Source organism: Sphingobium sp. Leaf26, from assembly GCF_001421665.1.
Taxonomy (GTDB): Bacteria; Pseudomonadota; Alphaproteobacteria; order Sphingomonadales; family Sphingomonadaceae; genus Sphingobium.
Genome location: NZ_LMKV01000007.1, coordinates 24,024 through 43,425, shown reverse-complemented (window position 1 = coordinate 43,425; position 19,402 = coordinate 24,024). Strand labels below are relative to the sequence as shown.

Below are 19,402 nucleotides of genomic sequence, written 5' to 3'. Positions count from 1 at the left end.
CTCCCACCGGGGAGAGATGGAAGCGCGAAGCGTTGGAAGAGTGAGGACGATCCGTCCAATATGATCCAATCATAAGATAGGACGTTACGCTCTCCATGCCGATGCCGTCGCCTCTTTCGCCCGAATCCCGTCGTCAGGTGGGACATGACGCCCGTGCGCATTTCCATCGGCAGATCGACCGGGTGCGGCCCGGCACCCAGCCGTTCGAGGTGATGAAGCGGGTTCTCGTCGGCACCTATAGCGACGGGTTCATCCATGCCGGCAACCTTGCCTATCTGTCGCTGATGACGCTGTTCCCCTTCTTCATCGTCGCGGCCGCAGTGGCGAGCATCTTTGGCCGGACCGAAGACGGGGTGCAGGCGGTCAACGCCTTTCTCTACACCGTGCCGCGCGGCGTTGCGGAGGTGGTGCGCCAGCCGATCAACGATGTGCTGACCGCGCGCAGCGGCCCGCTGCTCTGGCTGGGCGGCCTTGTGGGTCTGTGGACCGTGGGCAGCCTGATCGAGACGATCCGCGACATCCTCCGCCGCGCCTATGGCACGAAAAGTACCAAGCCCTTCTGGCGTTATCGCCTCGGCGCGATCGGCATCACGCTCGCCAGCGTCTTCGCCGTGATGTTCGCCTTCTCGCTTCAGGTCGTGATCACCGGTGTCGACCAGTTCTTGCACCAGATCCTCCCCTGGGCGGATCAGGCGATCGCGCTGGTCGCCTCGGCCAAGCTGGTGCCGATGGGGATATTGTGCCTCGCGCTCTGGTCGCTGTTCGTGACCTTGACCCCTACCGCCTACAAGTCGCGCCGCTTCCCCAAATGGCCCGGCGCGGTGGCGACGTCGCTCTGGTGGTACGGCACCACGCTGCTGCTGCCGCCCACCCTGTCGTTGCTGGGCGGCTACGGCCGCACCTATGGCAGCCTGGCAGGTGTCATGATCACGCTCATTTTTTTCTTTCTCGTGGGGCTTGGCGTGGTAATTGGCGCGGAATTGAACGCGGCGCTGGCGGAATTCCCCGAAGAGGATGAGCAGCCGATCGCGCAGGACGAAGGGAATGGAATAGGATTATGACAGGCTTGATGGCAGGAAAGCGCGGGCTGATCATGGGGCTGGCGAACGACAAGTCGCTCGCCTGGGGCATCGCGCAGCAACTGCACGCCCACGGTGCGGAACTCGCTTTCTCCTATCAGGGTGATGCACTGGCCAAGCGGGTGCGACCGCTGGCGGAGCAGGTCGGGTCCGATTTCCTGATCGACTGCGACGTGTCCGACATGGACAAGCTGGACGCGGCCTTCGCGGAAATCGAGGCGCGCTGGGGCAAGCTGGACTTCGTCGTCCACGCCATCGGCTTCTCCGACAAGAATGAACTGCGCGGCCTCTATGCCGACACCAGCCTCGACAATTTCCTGCTGACCATGAACATCTCGGTCTACAGCTTCGTCGCCGTCACGGCGCGCGCCCGCAAACTGATGAAGGATGGCGGCAGCCTGCTGACGCTCAGCTATTATGGCGCGGAAAAGGTCATTCCGCACTATAACGTCATGGGCGTGGCCAAGGCGGCGCTGGAAACCAGCGTCAAATATCTGGCGATGGACCTGGGGCCGGAAAATATCCGCGTCAACGCCATCTCCGCCGGCCCGATCAAGACGCTGGCCGCATCGGGGATCGGCGATTTCCGCTACATCCTGAAGTGGAACGAACTGAACTCGCCGCTGCGCCGCAACGTGACGATCGAGGATGTCGGCGGCGCCGGCCTCTACCTCCTGTCCGATCTGGCGTCCGGCGTGACGGGCGAAATCCACCATGTCGATGCAGGCTACAACGTCATCGGCATGAAGGCCGAAGACGCACCGGACATCGCGCTGGATAAATAGGCTATAACCCCTCTCCCCCAAGGGGAGAGGGAGGGGCCCGCCGCGAAGCGGTGGGAGGGTGAGGGGGCTATGCGACGACCCGATCCTGAGAAACCAGACTCCCTGAACAAGGTCCGCGTGATGCGGCGCGACCCGACCGAGCCGGAAAAACGGCTCTGGTCGAAACTGCGCAAGCGGCAGTTGGGCGGCATCAAATTTCGGCGGCAGGTCTGGCTGGCAGGCTATGTCGCGGACTTTTATGCTGCGGAAGTCAAGCTGGTCATCGAAGTTGACGGCGATGATCATGCCGCTAGGGAAGCCAGCGATCGACATCGCACCGAAATCCTGGAACGAGAAGGGTTTCGGGTCATGCGTTTCGGCAATGCGGATGTGATGCACACTCTGGATGGGGTGTTGGAGGCAATTTTGATGATGGCGCGCGAAACCCCCTCACCCTCCCAAGCCTTCGGCTCGGGCCCCTCCCTCTCCCCCGAAGGGGAGAGGGGGCAATGAGCTTCAACACATTCGGTCGCGTCTTCCGCTTCACCACCTGGGGCGAGAGCCATGGTCCTGCCATTGGCGCGGTGGTGGATGGCTGCCCTCCGGGGCTGGAATTGAGCGAGGCGGATATCCAGCCCTGGCTCGACCTGCGCAAGCCCGGAACGTCCAAATTCACCACCCAGCGGCGTGAAGCCGATGAAGTGCGCATCCTGTCCGGCGTGTTCGAAGGGCGGACCACCGGCACGCCCATCAGCCTGATGATCGAGAATACAGACCAGCGGTCGAAGGATTATTCGGACGTCGCCAAGGCCTATCGTCCCGGCCATGCCGACTATGCCTATGACGCCAAATATGGTTTTCGCGACTATCGCGGCGGGGGACGGTCCTCCGCGCGCGAAACCGCGAGCCGGGTCGCGGCCGGCGCGGTCGCCCGTGCGGTCATCCCGGAAGTCGATATCTTCGCCTATGTCAGCGAAATCGGCGGCGACGCGATCGACTACGCCAATTTCGACGCCTCGCAGATCGGCCAGAACCCCTTCTTCTGTCCTGATCCGGTCGCTGCTCAGCGCTGGGAAGCATTGGTAGACGGCGCGCGCAAGGACGGATCGTCGATCGGCGCCGTCGTGGAATGCGTCGCGAGCGGCGTACCGGCCGGCTGGGGCGCGCCGCTCTATGCCAAGCTGGACAGCGAACTGGCGAGCGCGATGATGAGCATCAATGCGGTCAAGGGCGTCGAGATCGGCGACGGTTTTGCCGCAGCCCGGCTGCGCGGCGAACAGAATGCCGACCCGATGCGCCCCGGAAACGACGGCCCGGTCTTCCTCGCCAACCATGCAGGCGGCATCGCGGGCGGCATTTCCACCGGACAGCCGGTCAAGGTCCGTATCGCCTTCAAGCCGACCAGTTCGATCCTGATCCCGGTCGAAACCGTGACCCGTGAAGGCGAAGCGTCGGATATCATCACCAGGGGTCGTCATGACCCCTGCGTCGGCATTCGCGGCGTCCCGGTAGTCGAAGCGATGATGGCGCTGGTGCTCGCTGACCAGAAACTGCTCCACCGCGCCCAATGTGGAGATAGGGACGAGGGCTGACGCGCCGAACTGCGCCAATCGCGCGCCGAACGCGCAATTGGCGCGAGACGACTCGCCCCTGTTACGCTATGATGACGGCCATCGCCCGCGGGAGGGCGAGCGGCAGAGCGTAAGCCTGGGGAGCGTCACCATGCGTCCATGCGTTTTTCTCGAAAAACGCTGCGATTGAAAAGCAGGGATTGACGGTCAAAACGTCCCCTCAAAGCCGCGACACGGGCCAGCCATGCAACCATGGCTGGCCCATTTCGTTTCACCTCCGTCCGGGACACGACCACGCGACCGATCAGGGGGCCATCGCCACATGCACTTCATCACCGCGCTGCTGGGCATTTATCGCGCGGAAATCGGCCTGCTCATCCTGGCCTGCATGTTCGTCGCCTTCGTGCGGGAACGCTATTCGCCGACAGTCATCGCCGTGGTGGGTGCCTGCGCCTTTGGCATATTCGGCCTGCTCGATGAAAAAGCGTTGTTTTCCGTCTTCTCCAACGGTGCGCCGCTCACCGTGGGGGCGATGTTCATCCTGTCGGGGGCGCTTGTCCGCACCGGCGTGATCGGCCGGGTTGCCGATCTCGTCATGAGCCGCGCGCAACGTCACCCGCGCCTCGCCCTCGCCGAAGTCACGCTCGGCACGATGATATTGTCGGCCTTCCTCAACAATACGCCGGTGGTCGTGCTGCTGATCCCGATCATGTTCAAACTGGCGCAGGCGACCGGCTATCCGGTCAAGAAGCTGCTGATCCCGATGAATGCCGTCGCAGTGCTGGGCGGCTGCCTGACGCTCGTGGGCACATCGACCAATCTGGTGGTGGCGGGCATCGCCGCCGATCAGGGCATGGCGCCCTTCGGCATTTTCGACATCACCCCTTATGGCTTGGCCGGCGTGATCGCGGGGCTGGTCGCGCTGCTGTGCCTCTCCTTTCTGCTGCCCAGTGATCCGCCGTCCATAGCCGGGGAGGGCGGGGGCACTGCGATCCAGGATTATCTGACCGAACTCATCGTGCCGCAGGACAGCGACGTGATCGGCCGGGAAGTCGGCGCCTTCGGCATCTTCGGCCGTTCGGTCCAGTTGCTCGGCATCAAGCGCGGCGGGACGATCCGCCGCCGCGACCTCGATCAGGAGGAACTGCATGCCGGCGACCATCTGATCGTCCGGGCCGATGGCGCGGCGATCATGACGCTGCGCGAATCCGGCCAGTTCGACATAGGCGTCGCCGCCGATTCCCGCACCAGCGCGCATGTCGGCGCGGTGGTCGAGGCGATGATCGCGCCCAGCCATCCGTCCATCGGTGAACGGCTGATCGACATTCCCTTCCTCCATGCACTGCGAGTGCGCATCATCGGCATCCACCGCGCCCGCCATCTTCCCGGCCCGGCCCTTGCCGAAGCTCGCATTCGCGGCGCCGACCGGCTGTTGGTCGCGGGCGGGGACGACGCCATGCGCGCGCTCAAGGACAATCCGCACCTGATCGGCGTCGATGTCAGCCGCACCCGCGCCTTCCGCCCGCGCAAGGCATGGATCGCCATCGCCGCCATGGTCGGCGCAGTGGGGCTTTCCGCCTTCGACGTGGTCGGCATCGGCTTGGCTGCGGTCATCGCGGTGGGCCTCATCCTCATCACCCGCTGCATCGACCCGGAGGAAGCCTGGGGCGCGATCGACGGGGACGTACTGATCCTGATCTTCGCCATGCTGGCCGTGGGCCTTGCGCTGGAACAGGCGGGCAGCGTCGCCCTGATGGTCGGCTGGGTCACGCCCTTGCTGCAACATGCGCCGCCATGGGCGCTCGTCTTCCTGATCTATTTCTTCTCCCTGCTGTTGTCCGAACTGCTCAGCAATAATGCGGTCGCGGCATTGCTGACCCCCATCACCATCGCGCTGGCGCATCAACTGGGCGTCGACGCCCGCCCGCTGGTGATCGCGCTGATGATCGGCGCATCCGCCTGTTTTGCGACGCCGATCGGCTACCAGACCAATGCGCTGGTCTATGCCGCGGGCGACTATCGCTTCGCCGATTTCGTGCGTATCGGCGTGCCGATCAACATCGTCGTCGGCCTTGCGGTATGCAGCGCGCTGGTCCTTCTCGGCTGAACTGGCCCTGTTCGGCGCTCCCCGGTCCCGCCATCACGGCGCAAACGCATAAAGGACCAGCCAGATGACCAGCCTGCCCTTCACCCAGGTCGATGCTTTCGCCGACGCACCCTTCACCGGCAATCCCGCGGCCGTCATCCCGCTCGACGCCTGGCTGGACGATGCCACGCTTCAGGCCATCGCGGCGGAAAACAATCTGTCCGAAACCGCCTTCACCGTGCCCACGCCGGATGATGCCGAAGCCGATTACGGCTTGCGCTGGTTCACCCCCACGGTGGAGGTCAAGCTATGCGGCCACGCCACGCTGGCGAGCGGCCATGTCCTGATCGACGGCGATGTGATCCGCTTCCGCACCCGCCATGCCGGCATCCTCACCGTGACCCGCGACGGGGGCGGCTATGCGCTCTCGCTCCCCGCATGGGACATGGCGCCAAAACCGCTGCCGGACCTCGCGGCGGGGCTGGGCGGCCAGCCGGTCGAAACCCACTGGCGCGACGGCGGCTACGCCCTGTTCTTCTATCCCGACGCCGCCGCCATCCGCGCCCTGACGCCGGACTTCGCCACCCTGAAGGCGCACGGCGACCTGCTGCTGATGGCCACCGCACCGGGCGATGACAGCGACATCATCAGTCGCTGCTTCGTGCCCGGCGGGGGCGTGGATGAAGACCCCGTCACCGGATCGGCCCATTGCCTGCTCACCCGCTTCTGGGCGGATCGGCTCGGCCGGACGCAGATCAGCGCCTATCAGGCATCGGCGCGGGGCGGCCGCCTTGGCTGCACGCTGGCGGGCGACCGCGTCATCCTCACCGGCCGCTGCCGCACGGTGATCGAGGGGCGCTTCATCCTTTAACCCGGAAACAGCCCCATCAACCGTGCCAGCGCGCCGCGCACGGCGGCGCGCTGCTCCTTCTCCGGCGACATGCCGATCCGCACGACGGTCAGCCGCTGCGACGGAGAAATCAGGATATATTGCCCATTATGCCCGACGCAGCCGAACAGGCTCGTCGGCGCCTGTCCCGGCATCAGCGCGCTGTCGCTGCTGTCGCGGTTCAGCCACAGATGCGCGCCATAGGCCGGGTTGCGCGGGGAAGGGGCGCGCATGAAGTCCACCCACTTCTCCGGCAATATCTGGTGCCCGTTGGGCGACCGCCCATGGTTGCGCAGCAATTCGCCGAACCGCCCATAATCGCGCGCGGTCATATGCAATATGCTCCCGCCGATCATCGTGCCGGTTACATCATATTCCGGCGTCAGGCTGGGCAGATTGCCCGGCGCCTTCAGCCGCCCGTCGATGAACATCTGCATCGCCTGCCGTCGTACCGCCGGATCGCTGCTGCTGGTCAGCATCCGCGTCATCAGGTCGGACAGGATGATGCTGCTGCCGGTGGAATAGGAAAAGACGGCGCCGGGCGGATGGCCCAGCGGCTTGGATTCGGCATAGGCGCGCATGTCCTGCGCGCCGCCCATGAACAGCATCCGCACCGTGTCACCTTGAGTGACCGGCTCGCCATCCTCGACATGGTCCAGCCCCGACCGCATCTGGAGCAATTGCCGCAGCGTGATCTTGCCCCGTGGATCGCCCGGCTGGCTCCACGCCGCGACCGGCACCGGCATGTCGAGCGCCAGCCGCCCGTCCGCCACCATCAGGCCGACGAGCACCGCCGTCACGCTCTTGGCGATCGACCAGGACAGCAATTTCGTCTCCGGCCCGAAACCGGGCGCATAGCGTTCGGCAATCACCTTGCCGTCGCGCATCACCAGCAGGGCGCGGGTCTGCCCCATCGCATCCTCATCGAACAAAGGATCGATCGCCCCGCGCAACGCGCTCTTTCCCACCACCGCATCGCTGGCCACGCGATAGACGGGATCGGCCACGGGCGCGGCGCGGCTGGCCAGCGCGCCCGCCACGACGACACCGGCTACCCCCAGCGCCAGCCCAAGGCGCTTTACGATTCGACTGTCGATCTGCATAAGCCGCGCCCTTACAGAAGGGATTCGAAAAGGGCCATGCTGGTTCGGCGCAAATGGTGGATATTGGGCGGTCTGCTCGTTCTGGTGCTGCTTGGGGCTCTGGCCTGGCACTGGACGAGCCTCAGCGCCCGCGCCCGGCTCGGCGCGGCCTATGGCGCGCGCATCGGCTGCTCCTGCCGCTATGTCGAAGGCCGCACCATGGGCAGTTGCAACGGCGACAAGGAACCGGGCATGGGACTGGTCGGCTTGGAGGACTTGCCCGACCAGCGCGCGGTGCAGGCCAGCGTGCCGCTACTGGCGAGCCGGACGGCGCGGTTCAAACCCGGCTGGGGGTGTTTGCTTGATCCGGTGGGGTGAGCGTGGCGGTTTTTGAGGGTCTGGAAACGCCCCACTTGTTGCCGTTCCCGCAACTAGAGAAGCAGCCACTTAACTACGCCTGCGCCAGCAAGAAGGACCAGAGCGCACCCCCACCACGGAACGGGGGTGCCGTCGTCGTATTCTCCAAGATCAACATATCGACGCACTTCTCGTCGCTGCCTCGCTCCGTATGCGTCGCCGCGGAAGCGAATGTCCGCATCATCAAGGTAGCGATGCACCGCCTCTGGCGTGGCGTCGATTGGCAGTTCCTGTTGTAGCTGGCTCGCTAGCCGCTCCACTTCGAGCCAATCGGTAGGCTGTCGTTCCTCAACGGCCAAGATCGCCGCCAAGCGGCTGCGTAGTTCGTCGAATTCCACGGCCACAAACTACTACAGAGGGCTGTCGATGCAATGACCGCTTTCCATCCATCTTCGCCGCTCGCACCAGCATCATCCATCAACACCCCCTAGCCCCGTCGCCCCGCACCCGCTAAGGCCCCCCGATGGCGCGCGATATCCCCACGCTTCTCCACGATATTTTCGGGTTCACCGCCTTTCGCGGCGTGCAGGAAGAGGTTGTAGGCCGCGTCATGGCGGGGCGGCCGACGCTGGCGATCATGCCGACCGGCGCGGGCAAGTCGCTCTGCTATCAGTTGCCGTCCGCCGCGCTCGACGGATGCTGCATCGTCGTATCCCCGCTGATCGCGCTGATGCACGACCAGTTGCGCGCCGCCAATGCGGTGGGCCTGCGCGCCGCCAGCCTGACCAGCGTCGACGCGGACTGGCGCGAAACGCAGGATCGGCTGCGCAATGGCGACCTCGACCTGCTCTATGTCGCGCCCGAACGCGCCAGTCAGGAGCCGTTCCGCAACCTGTTGCGCGCCGCGAAGGTCGCGCTCTTCGCCATCGATGAAGCGCATTGCGTGTCCGAATGGGGCCATGATTTCCGCCCCGACTATCGCCTGCTGCGCCCGCTGCTGGACGAATTTCCCGACGTCCCGCGCCTCGCCCTCACCGCCACGGCCGACGCCCACACGCGCGAGGATATCCTCGTCCAGCTCGGCATCCCGCGCGATGGCCTCATCATCTCCGGCTTCGACCGGCCCAATATCCGCTACGCCGTCCATCCGCGTGACGGCCTCACCCGCCAGCTCAGCGATCTCGTCGCCGCCAATCCCGGCCCCGGCATCGTCTATGCCCAGACCCGCGCCGCGACCGAGAAGCTGGCCGAAACGCTGGGGAAGGGCGGCCGCGCCGTCCGCGCCTATCATGCCGGCCTCGACCCGGCGGTGCGCGCGCGCAATCAGGCCGCCTTCATCGCCAGCGAGGATATGGTGATGGTCGCCACCGTCGCCTTCGGCATGGGCATCGACAAGCCCGATGTGCGCTTCGTCGCCCATGCCGGCCTGCCCAAGTCGATCGAGGGCTATTATCAGGAATCGGGTCGTGCCGGCCGCGACGGCGAACCGGCGGTCGCGCATCTGTTCTGGGGGGCGGAGGATTTCGCCCGCGCCCGCATGCGCATCGCCGAACTGGAACAGAGCCGGCAGCAGGGCGAGCGCGCCCGCATCGCGGCGCTGGGCGCGCTGGTCGAAACCGCCACCTGTCGCCGCGCCATCCTGCTCCGCCATTTCGGCGAGCAGCCGCCCGCCACCTGCGGCAATTGCGACAATTGCCTGTCGCCCCCGGCGAGCGTCGACGCGACCGAAACCGCGCGTAAATATCTCTCCGCCGTCTACCGCACCGGGCAGAGTTTCGGCGCCGGCCATATCGAGGCGGTGCTGACCGGCGCGCCCAACGACAAGATACGCGAGCGCGGTCACGACAAGATTTCCGTCCATGGCATCGTGTCGGGCGAGGAAACCGCATTGCTGCGCCCTGTTTCGCGCGCGCTGCTGGTGCGCGACGCACTGGAAACGACCGAACATGGCGGGCTGATGCTCGGCCCCAATGCCCGCCCGATCCTGCGCGGGGAGGAGGAGGTGCGCATCCTCATGCCGCCCAAGCGCGAGCGCCGCGGCCGCAATGCGCGCAAGGGCGCGGACGCCAACCCGGTCGGCGATCCGCTGTTCGACGCCCTTCGTGCCTGCCGCCGCGAACTGGCGCAGGAGGCCGGCGTGCCGCCCTATGTCATCTTCCACGATTCGACCCTGCGCGAAATGGCCGAACAACGCCCGTCCTCCATTCGGGAAATGAGCCATATCAGCGGCATCGGCCAGAAGAAGCTGGACGCCTGGGGCGACGCCTTCCTGGCCGCGATCCGCCCGTTCCTGTAAAGGTTCACGCGGAGGCGCGGAGCCACGGAGAAGAACGGCGAAGCCTGTAATAAGGCAAACTGTTCGGTTCGCTTGCCGACCATGGCGCCGTTCCGGTGCGACAGCCTCTACGTCTCCGCGTCTCCGCGCGAACCAAATATCTTGAAACCTCCCCTTCCAGAGCGCATGGCGTCGGCCAAAGGAGACGCCTATCATGTTCCGCAAGCTGACCGACCGCATTCTCGTATCCCCGCAGATCAGCGTCGAGCAGGTCGCCGAGGCGAAGGCGCAGGGCGTCACCCTCATCCTCAACAATCGCCCCGATGACGAGGAGCCAGGCCAGGTCAACGGCGCGGAGATCGAGGCGGCGGCGCAGGCGGCGGGTATCGCCTATTTGGCCGTGCCGGTCGCGCATGGCGGCTTTGCCCCCTGGCAGTTGGATGGCATGGCGCAGGCGCTGGAACAGGCCGGAGTCGATAGGGCCGACGGCAAGCTGCTCGCCTATTGCCGTTCGGGCACGCGCAGCACCTTGCTCTGGGCGCTGACCCGCGCCCGCGCCGGCGACAATGGCGACGTGTTGGCCGCGCAGGCCGCCGCCGCCGGCTACGACATCGCCCCCGTGCGCCAGATCATGGACGCCCTCGCCGGCCAATAATAGATGTGAAGCCAAGATTCTACGTTCCCCGGCGCAGGCCGGGGGCCAGTCTAACGATGTGAACTGGACCTCGGCCTGCGCCGGGGAGCGCTTAACCTCATCATGTCATGGGAGAAGGCGCACGATAGAGGTCATGCCGGGCATCGAACCGGCATCCAAATTCCTTCCACCTAAGAAGGGCGAGCGCCGTACGGCGCCCCGGCTCAATTCTTGCGCTGCGGCACCGTAAACGTCCCCGACACGCGCCCGCTCGGGCTGGTCGCTGCGCCGGGCACGCCGCCCGAAGACCGGCCATCGACGGTCGATCGCCCGCTGTTGAGGTCCATCACCAGCCGCCCGCCGGTCAGCTTGTTCGCCCCCTGCGTCAGCGAAACATTGCCCAACATGGTGATGAGCTTGCTGTTGAGGTCGTAGATGGCGACATTCCCGCGCGCGGTCTGGTCCGCCTTGTTCACCACGACATTGCCCGACGCATCGATCCGGTTGATCTGGATACCGTCGGTGCCGGTGCCACCGCCCGGCTGGTTGTTATAGGCCACGGTCATGCGCGCGGCGTTCAGCGTCATGCCGGCCTGCGTCACCACGACATTACCCGACACGACGACGCGGTCGGCGCGATCCTGCACCTCGATCCGGTCGGCGTTGAAATTGACCGGGGCGTTGCTGTCGTGATTCTTGAACACCTGCGCATCTGCGCCTGCGAACATCAGCGCGGCAGTGCCCACAAAGGTGGTCGACAGCAGGATCAGGGTGCGTTTCATCAATTTCGCCCTTTGAGACCATTTTGCTCGATGCGCAAGCTTGCCCGGCCATTCAATGTCACGGTGCGCGCAGCCATGTCCGCTTCCAGATGGTCGCCGCTGAATGTGCCGATCGGTATGCGCCCGTCGACCCGGCCCGCGCTCTTCATCCGCCGGGTCTTCAGGTCGATGCCCACGTCGCGCGTGGTCAGCCGGTACCCGCCCGACGCCTCGAACTGCACCGGTCCCTGGATGCCGACCCGCTCCGTTTCCATGTCGTATCGGCCCTTCTGCGCCGTCAGCACGGCCGGGCCGTCCGACAACAGGATGCGCGCGGACAGGGTGTTGAGATCGACGACCGGCTCGCGCGAACTTTTCTGCACGGCAGAGCCAGCGCGCAGGGAGAAGGGCTGGCCCTTGCTGTCCTCGCCCCGATACAGCGCCTCGGTCAGCCGCATCCGGTCCTTCGCCACCTCGACCTTGTTCTTGTCGAGCACGAAGCTGACCTTGTCACCGCCGGTGAAGGGCGCGGTCGCCAGCAATGCCGCCAGCACGCCGACCGCGACCGGCAGCCAGTTCTTGAGCAGCCCGACCAGCCGGTCATGGCTGCCGCCCGGTCGCGCCCATTGGCGGCGCACGTCGCGTTGCTGATCGGCCTGGAGGGACACGAAGCGGCGCTCCCTTACATATGCGCGAAAATGTCGATTTCCGGCCAGCCGGCCAGATCGAGTTCGGCGCGGTGGGGCAGGAAGTCGAAACAGGCCTGCGCCAGTTCCATCCGGCCTTCGCGGATCAGCCTTTTGTCCAGTTCGGCCTTGAGCGCATGGAGATAGCGCACGTCCGACGCCGCATAATCCTTCTGCGCGTCCGACAGCACCGGGCCGCCCCAGTCGCTCGACTGCTGCTGCTTGCTGATGTCCTGGCCCAGCAGTTCGCGGACCAGTTCCTTCAACCCATGCCGGTCGGTATAGGTGCGGATCAGCCGCGATGCGATCTTGGTGCAATAGACAGGCGCGGCCACCACGCCCAGATAATGTTTGAGCGCGGCGATATCGAACCGGCCGAAATGATAGAGTTTCAACCGCTCCGGGTCGGCCAGCACCGCCTTCAGGTTCGGCGCGGCATAGTCGCTGCCGGGATTGAAGCGGACGAGATGCTCGTCGCCCTTGCCATCGCTGATCTGGACCACGCAGAGGCGGTCGCGCGGGGTGATAAGCCCCATCGTTTCGGTGTCGATGGCGATCGGGCCGGGGGCGAGGACGCCGGCGGGCAGATCTTCTTCATGGAAATGCACGGTCATGGCTTCCCCTCTATGGCGAAACCGGTTCGACCGCAATCGGCCCTTTTGCCTGCGCGCACGCTGCGGCAAAGCGCGTCGCTCCTGCGTCGAACCGTGGAATATCGGAACTTTTTCCATTATTGGAACGGAACATGATCGCAGCAGTGAAAATCATTCGCGCTGCCCTGAAAAGTTGATATAGTGATTCCCAAACCCGCCTTTGCGGTGGATTCTGCATGTCATTCGCCCGACATGTTTGTCCGAATTGTCTTTGGGGCGAAGCGAAAGTGACTAACAGGGCATGAGTTTTGACAGAGGTCGCCGCGGCGGGCGCGGCAAGGATAAGCGCGACGGTTTCGGCGACGACAACTTTTACGGCGGCGGCGGCGGCGGTGACCGTTTCGGCGGCGGTGGCGGCGGCTTTGGCGGTGGTGACCGCTTTGGTGGCGGCGGCGGCGGCTTCGGCGGCGACCGTGGAGGTTTTGGCGGCGGCGGCGGTGATCGCGGCGGCTTCGGCGGCGGCGGTGGTCGCGGCGGCTTTGGCGGCGGCGGCGGTGGTTTCGGCGGCGGTGGCGGCGGCGGTGGTCGCGGCATGCCTGCCCAGGTCGTCGGCGAAGGCAAGGGCGTCGTAAAGTTCTTCAACGGCCAGAAGGGTTTTGGCTTCATCGTCCGTGACGATGGCGGCGAAGACGTGTTCGTGCACATCAGCGCGGTCGAACAGGCCGGCCTGACCGGTCTGGCCGAAGGTCAGCCGCTCGGCTTCACGCTGGTCGATCGTGGTGGCAAGGTGTCGGCGACCGATCTGGTCATCGACGGCGAACCGCTCGCCGTGACCGATCGCGGCCCGCCGCGCGAAGCCCGCGAGCCTCGCGCCGGTGGCTTCGGTGGTGCGCCCGAGCGTGGCCCGCAGCGTCAGCTTACCGGTGAGCGCTCCAGCGGCACCGTGAAGTTCTTCAACGCCATGAAGGGCTTCGGCTTCATCCAGCGCGACGATGGCCAGCCTGACGCCTTCGTCCACATCAGCGCCGTGGAACGCGCCGGCATGGCCGCCCTGAACGAGGGCGACCGCCTCGACTTCGAACTGGAAGTCGATCGTCGCGGCAAATATGCTGCGGTGAACCTCCAGTCGAAGGCCGAATAAGGCCGGACGGATCATCCCTGTTTTCAGGGAGAGGATGAAAGGGGCTGCCTGCAAAGGCGGCCCCTTTTGCTATGAGGCGCGCGCCCGGACATGGCTGGGCGGCGAAAGACCTGCTTATACCAAGATGCATTGACCGGAACCTATAGCTTGCTGTTCCCCGGCGAAAGCCGGGGCCCAGTCCCACGGTCAGAACTGGACCCCGGCCTTCGCCGGGGAACTCAACTCATGAGTCAGTATCATCGCATCCTGGTATTATTGGCTATCTCGGCAGCGGAAATGGCAAAGTGGTGGAAAGCGGTTCGCCCGAATTGTTACCGATTTATGCAATTAGCAGACAATCGTGAGGTCGAAGTCCTCTGACCACTTTGCGCCAATTGAGGTCGTCCGGCGCATTGATCCGCTACCCCAAAACCGACCGTCGGCTATGATGCGCCATGATGGATTGTGTTGGATGGTAGCCAGATGTCTCTCTTCAAATATTTTGCCAACGAAAATTATGCCCTCGCGTTTATACGCAAGGGAGAGATGCGCTTCGGATCACTAGCTTATTATCGCCAAATCGAGGATGGTGGCGTCAGGGGCGATCCCAGGGATGGGATGCTGCATTACGCGCCAGCCGACGGAATCGAGATCACGATGGTCGCAGATGGCCGGAAACTGACTGGCATATCCTTCACGACTGCCGCAGAGAGCGTGTTCGTCTATTGCGCAAGTAACGAAATTTCGGCTGAGCGGGCTAGAGATTTCGGCCAATTTTGCGTCGAGATCTCAGACCCAGATGCTATCATTCGTCGCCTCAAGCATCGAGCAAGCGCCTCATCGCGCCTCGACTATGGCCGGGTCGATATGGGGGCGACGGAGTATCGTCCCCTCGATCAAATTCCCGCCGCCGACTGGGCTTTCCCAGAACGGGTGGTGCTCATTAAGCCGCCTGAATACGCTGGACAGAACGAGAGCCGCATTGTGCTGCCGCTGAAACCAGATGCGACCTCAATGAACAACCACGTTCTCGTGAGCATCGGAAATTTGGAAGAGATTACGCGGCTCCACGTCCTTGATTAACTGACGAAGGTCAAATTTCCAAGGCCATTCCCCGGAAACCTGCCAGTCTCTTCCCGGCCAAAGGCAGCATATGCGATGCCTGCCGTCAATGTCTCCTGTCAACGCGGCGTGCACCGACGTTGGATCACCTGCAATTGTCCTCAGCGGGCTAACCCACCGCCATGCCCCCGAACCGGACCAGCCTATGGTCAAACCACGCCATGGATGACGGTACAGCGCCAAACCCGCATGACAAAAGCGCGCCGGGACTATCCCGCCATCGATCTACCACGTCCGGCTTCCAATGTAGGATAATCTTTGATCTATCCTGCCGGATGAAAGCGCTCCTCCCCACGCCGGTCCCAGCCCACGCCCCGCCGCGTCCCCATGACCTGAACGTCGCGCACCCGCCGCCTGCCCGTCGCGTCGATGGCGCGTGCGTGACGCGCCCCTTCCGTGGCCCGTCGCTTTGGGGAAGCGTCGGGGAAGCGTTGCGAGCGCCTTGCGAGCGCTTCCATATGAAAATGGGCAACGACACCGTGAACTTCGCCCTCCGACGCGCGCCCATGACCTCAGCGGCGCGTCCGGCGTTTCACCACAGCACGCCGTCGACCGGTTGCAGCGGCGGTGGGGCGGGCAGGCCGATCGCCTGGTTCAGGTCGCCCTCGATCGTGGTGGTGATGCTGGTCAGCGGCAGGTCGTGGACGTCGTTGCCGAACGGATCGACCAGGTCGTCGCCGATCTGGAGCACCGCCAGGAACATGAAGCCCGCCACGGCCGACCCCGCCGGCGTCGCCATGCCCAGCGTCTCGACCAGCCCGATTGGCAGCAAAATACAGAACAACCGGGTGAAATATTTGGGAAAGGCGCGATATTGGGCGGGGAGCGGCGTATTCTTGATTCGCTCCATCCCACCTTGGGCGTTGGACATGTCGACCAGCATCCCTTCGATCCGGGTCTGCTGGATGGTGTCGATCCAGCCATGCTGCACCGCCTCCATCAACCTGCGGTCGGACCCGTCCAGCACGCCATTGGCCGGATTGCGCCGCTCCAGTTCGGGCAGCGCCGCCTCTTCGCCCAGCACGCGCCGCATATCGGGGGCGGGGTCTTCGCGCCGCAACTGGCAGCGCAGCGCATGGACATAGGCGATATGGCGCTTCACCAATGTCACCGCCATGGCGCGAGCCTCAGGCGTGTCGGACAGGTAGGCCAGTACCGCGCGAGAGAAACTGCGCGACACATTCACCATCGCGCCCCACAGGATGCGGCCCTCCCACCAGCGCGAGTAAGCGCTGTTCACGCGGAAGCCCAATATCAGCGCCAGCGCGGTGCCGAAGATGGTCAGCGGCAGGGCCGGCGCCTTGAAGGGCGAGACATAGTAGAAGATGGTGACCGCCAGATCCCAGAAGAACAGCGCGATCAGCGCGCTCCATGCCCTCCGGAAGCTCTGGCGGATACGGGGGGACCGTCCGACGATCATGATGCTTGTCTCTTAAACGGCGTCGCCGCCCTCATCGTCCAGTTTCAGCCAGGCATGGCGCAACGCCAGGCCGCCGACGATACCCACGATCTTCAACGTGGTGGCATGCAGGCTGGGCGTCGAATCCATCAGCGCCATCCCCAGGCAGATCAGGCAGAGCAGCATCGCGGCATAGATGGGCAGGGCTTCGATATCGTTCCAGGCGATCGGCGGATCGACCTTCGTGCGGCGGGCGCTCGGCATTGGCATGTGGGGAAAACTCCATGGTGACATTGCGGGATCACCCACGAAAATGATGCGCCGCAAAAGCCTTCGTCAACGCCGTACGTCCGATGCAAACCAAGGTTGCGTGGCGCGAAAGCCGGCAAGAAAAGCTTACAAAACCGTCGGTTTTGAGAGACGCAGCAATGAAACCATACCGTATCGCAATGGATGTTCTATTGCGTTGCAGCATCGACCACCTAGCTTGAGGAGATGCCCGACCGCTTTGCCGAAATCGAATCCTTCGTGAAGATCGCCGAATCGGGCACCCTGTCCGAAGCGGCCCGTCGCCTCGGCCTGTCGCTCGCCGCGACCAGCCGCCGGCTCTCGCAACTGGAAGCGCGGCTGGGGGTCATGCTGATCCGCCGCAACAGCCGCCACCTGTCGCTGACGGAAGAAGGCTCGCTCCTGTATGACAAAGCCGGCCGGGCGCTGAGCGCCATCGACGATGTCGAAACCGACGTGATGCGGCGCGCCACCGAAGCGACCGGCCTGCTGCGCGTGGTGACGGCCATCAGCGCCGCGCGCCTGCGCCTGGCGCCGCTGTTCCGCGAATATGCGACATTGCACCCCGACGTCGCCATCCATCTCGAAACCGCCGAGCAGGCGACCAACATCGTCGAGACGGGGCATGACATCGCCATCTGTTTCGACCCGCCGCCGGACAGCGCGCTCACCATGAAGCGGCTGACCGACAATCCGCGCCTGCTCTGCGCTGCGCCCGACTATATCAATCGGCGTGGCCGGCCGACAAGCGTCGCCGACCTCGCGCTCCACGACAATATCGTCGTGGGCGAAGCGCAGCAGGACATCTGGCGCTCGGTGGTCGGCAGCGGCAATGGCCCGCGCGTGACGCTCAGCACCAATGACGGCGAAATGGCGCGCGCCTGGGCGCTGGACGGCGCGGGCATCGTCATCAAGTCGCTGTGGGAAGTGGCCGACGATCTGGACACCGGCCGGCTCCAGCCCGTGCTGCCTGAACTTGCGTTGCCGGCCTCCTCCATCGTCGCGCTCTATGTGCCGGGGCAGGGAGAAATGGCCAAGGTCCGCTCCTGCCTCGACTTCCTCGCCCGCCACCTCAAGCGCGACTGGGTGGCCAAGGCCGCCTAAACCCGGACGAGCTTCCTTTTAGTGGTTCCGCGGCGAAGGCCGGTACCAGTTCCGACCTTGAGACTGGACCCTTGTTGGGAGTCACGTGCCTCCCAACAACTTCGCCGGGGAACGCTTTGTATCAATAGGCCTTGCGGCATCTTGCTACGTCTCACTCTAAACCCGCCGAAATGGAAACGGCGCGATCGTCCGTTCATAACTGTGCAGGTCCAGCGCCCGCGTGACCGGCGGCAAGGCCCGGTCGGGGCAATCGCGCCGCTCGCACAAATGGCAGGTCGGCCCGACAGCGGTGGCATCGCCCTTGTCCAGGTCGATCGCGTCGGCATGGACGATCCTGCCGCCATGTTTCGCCTCACACCCCAGCGCGATGACGCCACGCCCGCGCGCCGCGCCTTGAGGCAGGCCCACCGCCAGCGTCAGGAACCGCTTGCCGTCCAGCGTCTCGATCAACTGTGATTGCACCCGATCGGCCTCCTGCGGGCCATGCGCATCCCAGCGCGGACAGGTGCCGCCGAAGCGTGCAAAGGGCCAGGCCTCGCCGTCGAAGCGTTTCGACACGATCCCGGCCCGGTCGATCCGCGCCATGAAGAAGGGGATGCCGCGCGCGCCGGTACGATTGAGGCTGGTCAGCCGATGCGCCAGTTGCTCGGTCGACACGCCGAACCGGTCGCGCAGCAGCGGCAGGTCGTGCCGGCTCTGCTCCGCCGCCTGGCGGAAGCGGTCATAGGGCATGATGAGCGCGGAGGCAGCATAGTTGGTCAGCGCCATCACCGCCAGCCTGCGGCTATCCTCATCGGGCGGCGTTACACGGCCAATCTGCGCGGCGATGGCGTTGGCCAGTTCCTGAGCGCCAAGGTGATAGGCGATGGCGAACAGCCGCCCGGACGCGGGCAGGTGCTCGCTCAGCAACAGCCGCCGCCGGTGCATGTCATAATGGCGCAGCCTTCCCGCCAGCACATCGCCGCGTACGACCTGCACGCTCATTCCATGCCGATCCTTCAGGCGCGTACGCAACTCGGCCTGCAACAGCGCAGGATCTTCCGGCAAGTCGGCGGCGATCGCCTCGGCGCCGGCGTCGATCTCCGCGAAATGATTGCCAGCCCTTGCGATCGTGTCGCGCAGCCAGTCGACCGGCGCGACCAAAGGCGCCGGACCGCTACGTTCAAGCGTATCGCCCGGCAGCCGGCGCAAATCGCTCAACGCTCGATAGAATCGGGCGATCGCTTCGCTGACGCCGGGATAATTTTCGGCCACCTCCAGCACTTCGTCCCGCGCGATGCCGATGTCGCGCACCAGCGCATCGGACAATATCTCGCCCAATTCGCCCGGACCGCCCTCCTGCGCCTGCGCGGTGAAGTCGCGAATGTCGATGTCATACGTGTTGGCCAGCCGCAGCAGCATCTGCGCCGTCAACGGCCGCTGGTTGCGCTCCAGATGGTTGAGATAGCTGGGGGACACGCCCAGTTCCTCAGCCATTTGAGTCTGATTAAGGCCGAGTTCGCGGCGCAACATGCGCAGCTTCGGCCCCAGATAGAGTTTGCGGTCGGTCAGCTCTGCCATAAAGTCATAATGTCATAGAATGACTAAATGAC

At 64.8% G+C, this 19,402-nt stretch carries 19 protein-coding genes; 12 read left to right on the top strand and 7 right to left on the bottom strand.

The annotated features are described in order from the left end of the window. Nucleotides 1–95: 95 nt before the first annotated feature. From ASE85_RS07860 to ASE85_RS07835, 6 genes are all read left to right on the top strand, one after another. On the top strand, nucleotides 96–1,061 hold the full coding sequence (locus tag ASE85_RS07860) for a YihY/virulence factor BrkB family protein (protein WP_056686237.1): 966 nt from the start codon (nucleotides 96–98) through the stop codon (nucleotides 1,059–1,061). Then, a complete protein-coding gene (gene fabI / locus ASE85_RS07855; protein WP_056686234.1) occupies nucleotides 1,058–1,864 on the top strand; it encodes an enoyl-ACP reductase FabI in 807 nt (268 codons plus the stop codon). The genes ASE85_RS07860 and fabI overlap by 4 nt, the downstream gene beginning before the upstream one ends. A 69-nt stretch (nucleotides 1,865–1,933) precedes the next feature. After that, the gene (locus ASE85_RS07850) at nucleotides 1,934–2,356 is read left to right on the top strand and encodes an endonuclease domain-containing protein (protein ID WP_156358256.1); all 423 of its coding nucleotides are present in this window, start codon (nucleotides 1,934–1,936) and stop codon (nucleotides 2,354–2,356) included. Further along, on the top strand, nucleotides 2,353–3,435 hold the full coding sequence (aroC, locus tag ASE85_RS07845; RefSeq protein WP_056686231.1) for a chorismate synthase: 1,083 nt from the start codon (nucleotides 2,353–2,355) through the stop codon (nucleotides 3,433–3,435). Before ASE85_RS07850 ends, aroC begins: the two co-directional genes overlap by 4 nt. A gap of 301 nt (nucleotides 3,436–3,736) precedes the next feature. After that, nucleotides 3,737–5,521 (top strand): SLC13 family permease, encoded by a 1,785-nt coding sequence (locus tag ASE85_RS07840; RefSeq protein WP_056686228.1) that lies wholly within the window; start codon nucleotides 3,737–3,739, stop codon nucleotides 5,519–5,521. A 64-nt stretch (nucleotides 5,522–5,585) separates the two neighbouring features. Beyond that, nucleotides 5,586–6,371 carry a PhzF family phenazine biosynthesis protein gene (locus ASE85_RS07835; RefSeq protein ID WP_056686225.1) on the top strand — a complete coding sequence of 262 codons (786 nt, stop codon included), beginning with the start codon at nucleotides 5,586–5,588 and terminating at the stop codon, nucleotides 6,369–6,371. Here ASE85_RS07835 and ASE85_RS07830 read toward each other — a convergent pair. Further along, nucleotides 6,368–7,492 carry a serine hydrolase domain-containing protein gene (locus tag ASE85_RS07830; RefSeq protein ID WP_056686222.1) on the bottom strand — a complete coding sequence of 375 codons (1,125 nt, stop codon included), beginning with the start codon at nucleotides 7,490–7,492 and terminating at the stop codon, nucleotides 6,368–6,370. The genes ASE85_RS07835 and ASE85_RS07830 overlap by 4 nt on opposite strands. A gap of 36 nt (nucleotides 7,493–7,528) precedes the next feature. Here ASE85_RS07830 and ASE85_RS07825 point away from each other — a divergent pair, with 36 nt between their 5' ends. The 3 genes from ASE85_RS07825 (at nucleotide 7,529) to ASE85_RS07810 (ending at nucleotide 10,758) form a co-directional block, all read left to right on the top strand. Further along, nucleotides 7,529–7,849, top strand: a complete 321-nt coding sequence (locus tag ASE85_RS07825; protein ID WP_056686219.1) for a hypothetical protein — start codon at nucleotides 7,529–7,531, stop codon at nucleotides 7,847–7,849. A gap of 502 nt (nucleotides 7,850–8,351) precedes the next feature. Then, nucleotides 8,352–10,124: a DNA helicase RecQ gene (gene recQ / locus ASE85_RS07815; RefSeq protein WP_056686212.1), complete on the top strand. Its 1,773-nt coding sequence runs from the start codon at nucleotides 8,352–8,354 to the stop codon at nucleotides 10,122–10,124. A gap of 193 nt (nucleotides 10,125–10,317) precedes the next feature. Further along, entirely contained in the window at nucleotides 10,318–10,758 is a 441-nt protein-coding gene (locus ASE85_RS07810) for a TIGR01244 family sulfur transferase (protein WP_056686209.1), read from the top strand. A 203-nt stretch (nucleotides 10,759–10,961) separates the two neighbouring features. Here ASE85_RS07810 and ASE85_RS07805 read toward each other — a convergent pair whose 3' ends face one another. The 3 genes from ASE85_RS07805 to ASE85_RS07795 are packed head-to-tail and all read right to left on the bottom strand — an operon-like array spanning nucleotide 10,962 to nucleotide 12,798. Then, nucleotides 10,962–11,519, bottom strand: a complete 558-nt coding sequence (locus ASE85_RS07805) for an LptA/OstA family protein (RefSeq protein ID WP_056686207.1) — start codon at nucleotides 11,517–11,519, stop codon at nucleotides 10,962–10,964. Next, nucleotides 11,519–12,166 (bottom strand): hypothetical protein, encoded by a 648-nt coding sequence (locus ASE85_RS07800; RefSeq protein WP_056686204.1) that lies wholly within the window; start codon nucleotides 12,164–12,166, stop codon nucleotides 11,519–11,521. Before ASE85_RS07800 ends, ASE85_RS07805 begins: the two co-directional genes overlap by 1 nt. A gap of 14 nt (nucleotides 12,167–12,180) precedes the next feature. Continuing rightward, complete coding sequence (locus ASE85_RS07795; RefSeq protein WP_056686201.1) at nucleotides 12,181–12,798, bottom strand: ribonuclease D; 618 nt, start codon at nucleotides 12,796–12,798, stop codon at nucleotides 12,181–12,183. Nucleotides 12,799–13,078: 280 nt separating this feature from the next. Here ASE85_RS07795 and ASE85_RS24295 point away from each other — a divergent pair, with 280 nt between their 5' ends. After that, nucleotides 13,079–13,918, top strand: a complete 840-nt coding sequence (locus tag ASE85_RS24295) for a cold-shock protein (protein ID WP_056686198.1) — start codon at nucleotides 13,079–13,081, stop codon at nucleotides 13,916–13,918. A 462-nt stretch (nucleotides 13,919–14,380) separates the two neighbouring features. Then, on the top strand, nucleotides 14,381–14,980 hold the full coding sequence (locus ASE85_RS07785) for a hypothetical protein (protein ID WP_056686195.1): 600 nt from the start codon (nucleotides 14,381–14,383) through the stop codon (nucleotides 14,978–14,980). Nucleotides 14,981–15,551: 571 nt separating this feature from the next. On the opposite strand, the gene ASE85_RS07780 is transcribed toward ASE85_RS07785, so the two are convergent. Together ASE85_RS07780 and ASE85_RS07775 are read right to left on the bottom strand one after the other, a co-directional pair. Then, complete coding sequence (locus ASE85_RS07780; protein WP_056686192.1) at nucleotides 15,552–16,439, bottom strand: bestrophin family protein; 888 nt, start codon at nucleotides 16,437–16,439, stop codon at nucleotides 15,552–15,554. A 12-nt stretch (nucleotides 16,440–16,451) separates the two neighbouring features. Continuing rightward, nucleotides 16,452–16,688, bottom strand: a complete 237-nt coding sequence (locus tag ASE85_RS07775; RefSeq protein ID WP_056686189.1) for a hypothetical protein — start codon at nucleotides 16,686–16,688, stop codon at nucleotides 16,452–16,454. 225 nt (nucleotides 16,689–16,913) lie between these two features. Between ASE85_RS07775 and ASE85_RS07770 the strand changes: the two genes are divergently transcribed. Next, nucleotides 16,914–17,810 carry a LysR family transcriptional regulator gene (locus tag ASE85_RS07770; protein WP_056686186.1) on the top strand — a complete coding sequence of 299 codons (897 nt, stop codon included), beginning with the start codon at nucleotides 16,914–16,916 and terminating at the stop codon, nucleotides 17,808–17,810. Between the two features lie 156 nt (nucleotides 17,811–17,966). Here ASE85_RS07770 and ASE85_RS07765 read toward each other — a convergent pair whose 3' ends face one another. Beyond that, the gene (locus ASE85_RS07765; protein ID WP_056686183.1) at nucleotides 17,967–19,370 is read right to left on the bottom strand and encodes a helix-turn-helix domain-containing protein; all 1,404 of its coding nucleotides are present in this window, start codon (nucleotides 19,368–19,370) and stop codon (nucleotides 17,967–17,969) included. Nucleotides 19,371–19,402 lie beyond the last annotated feature (32 nt).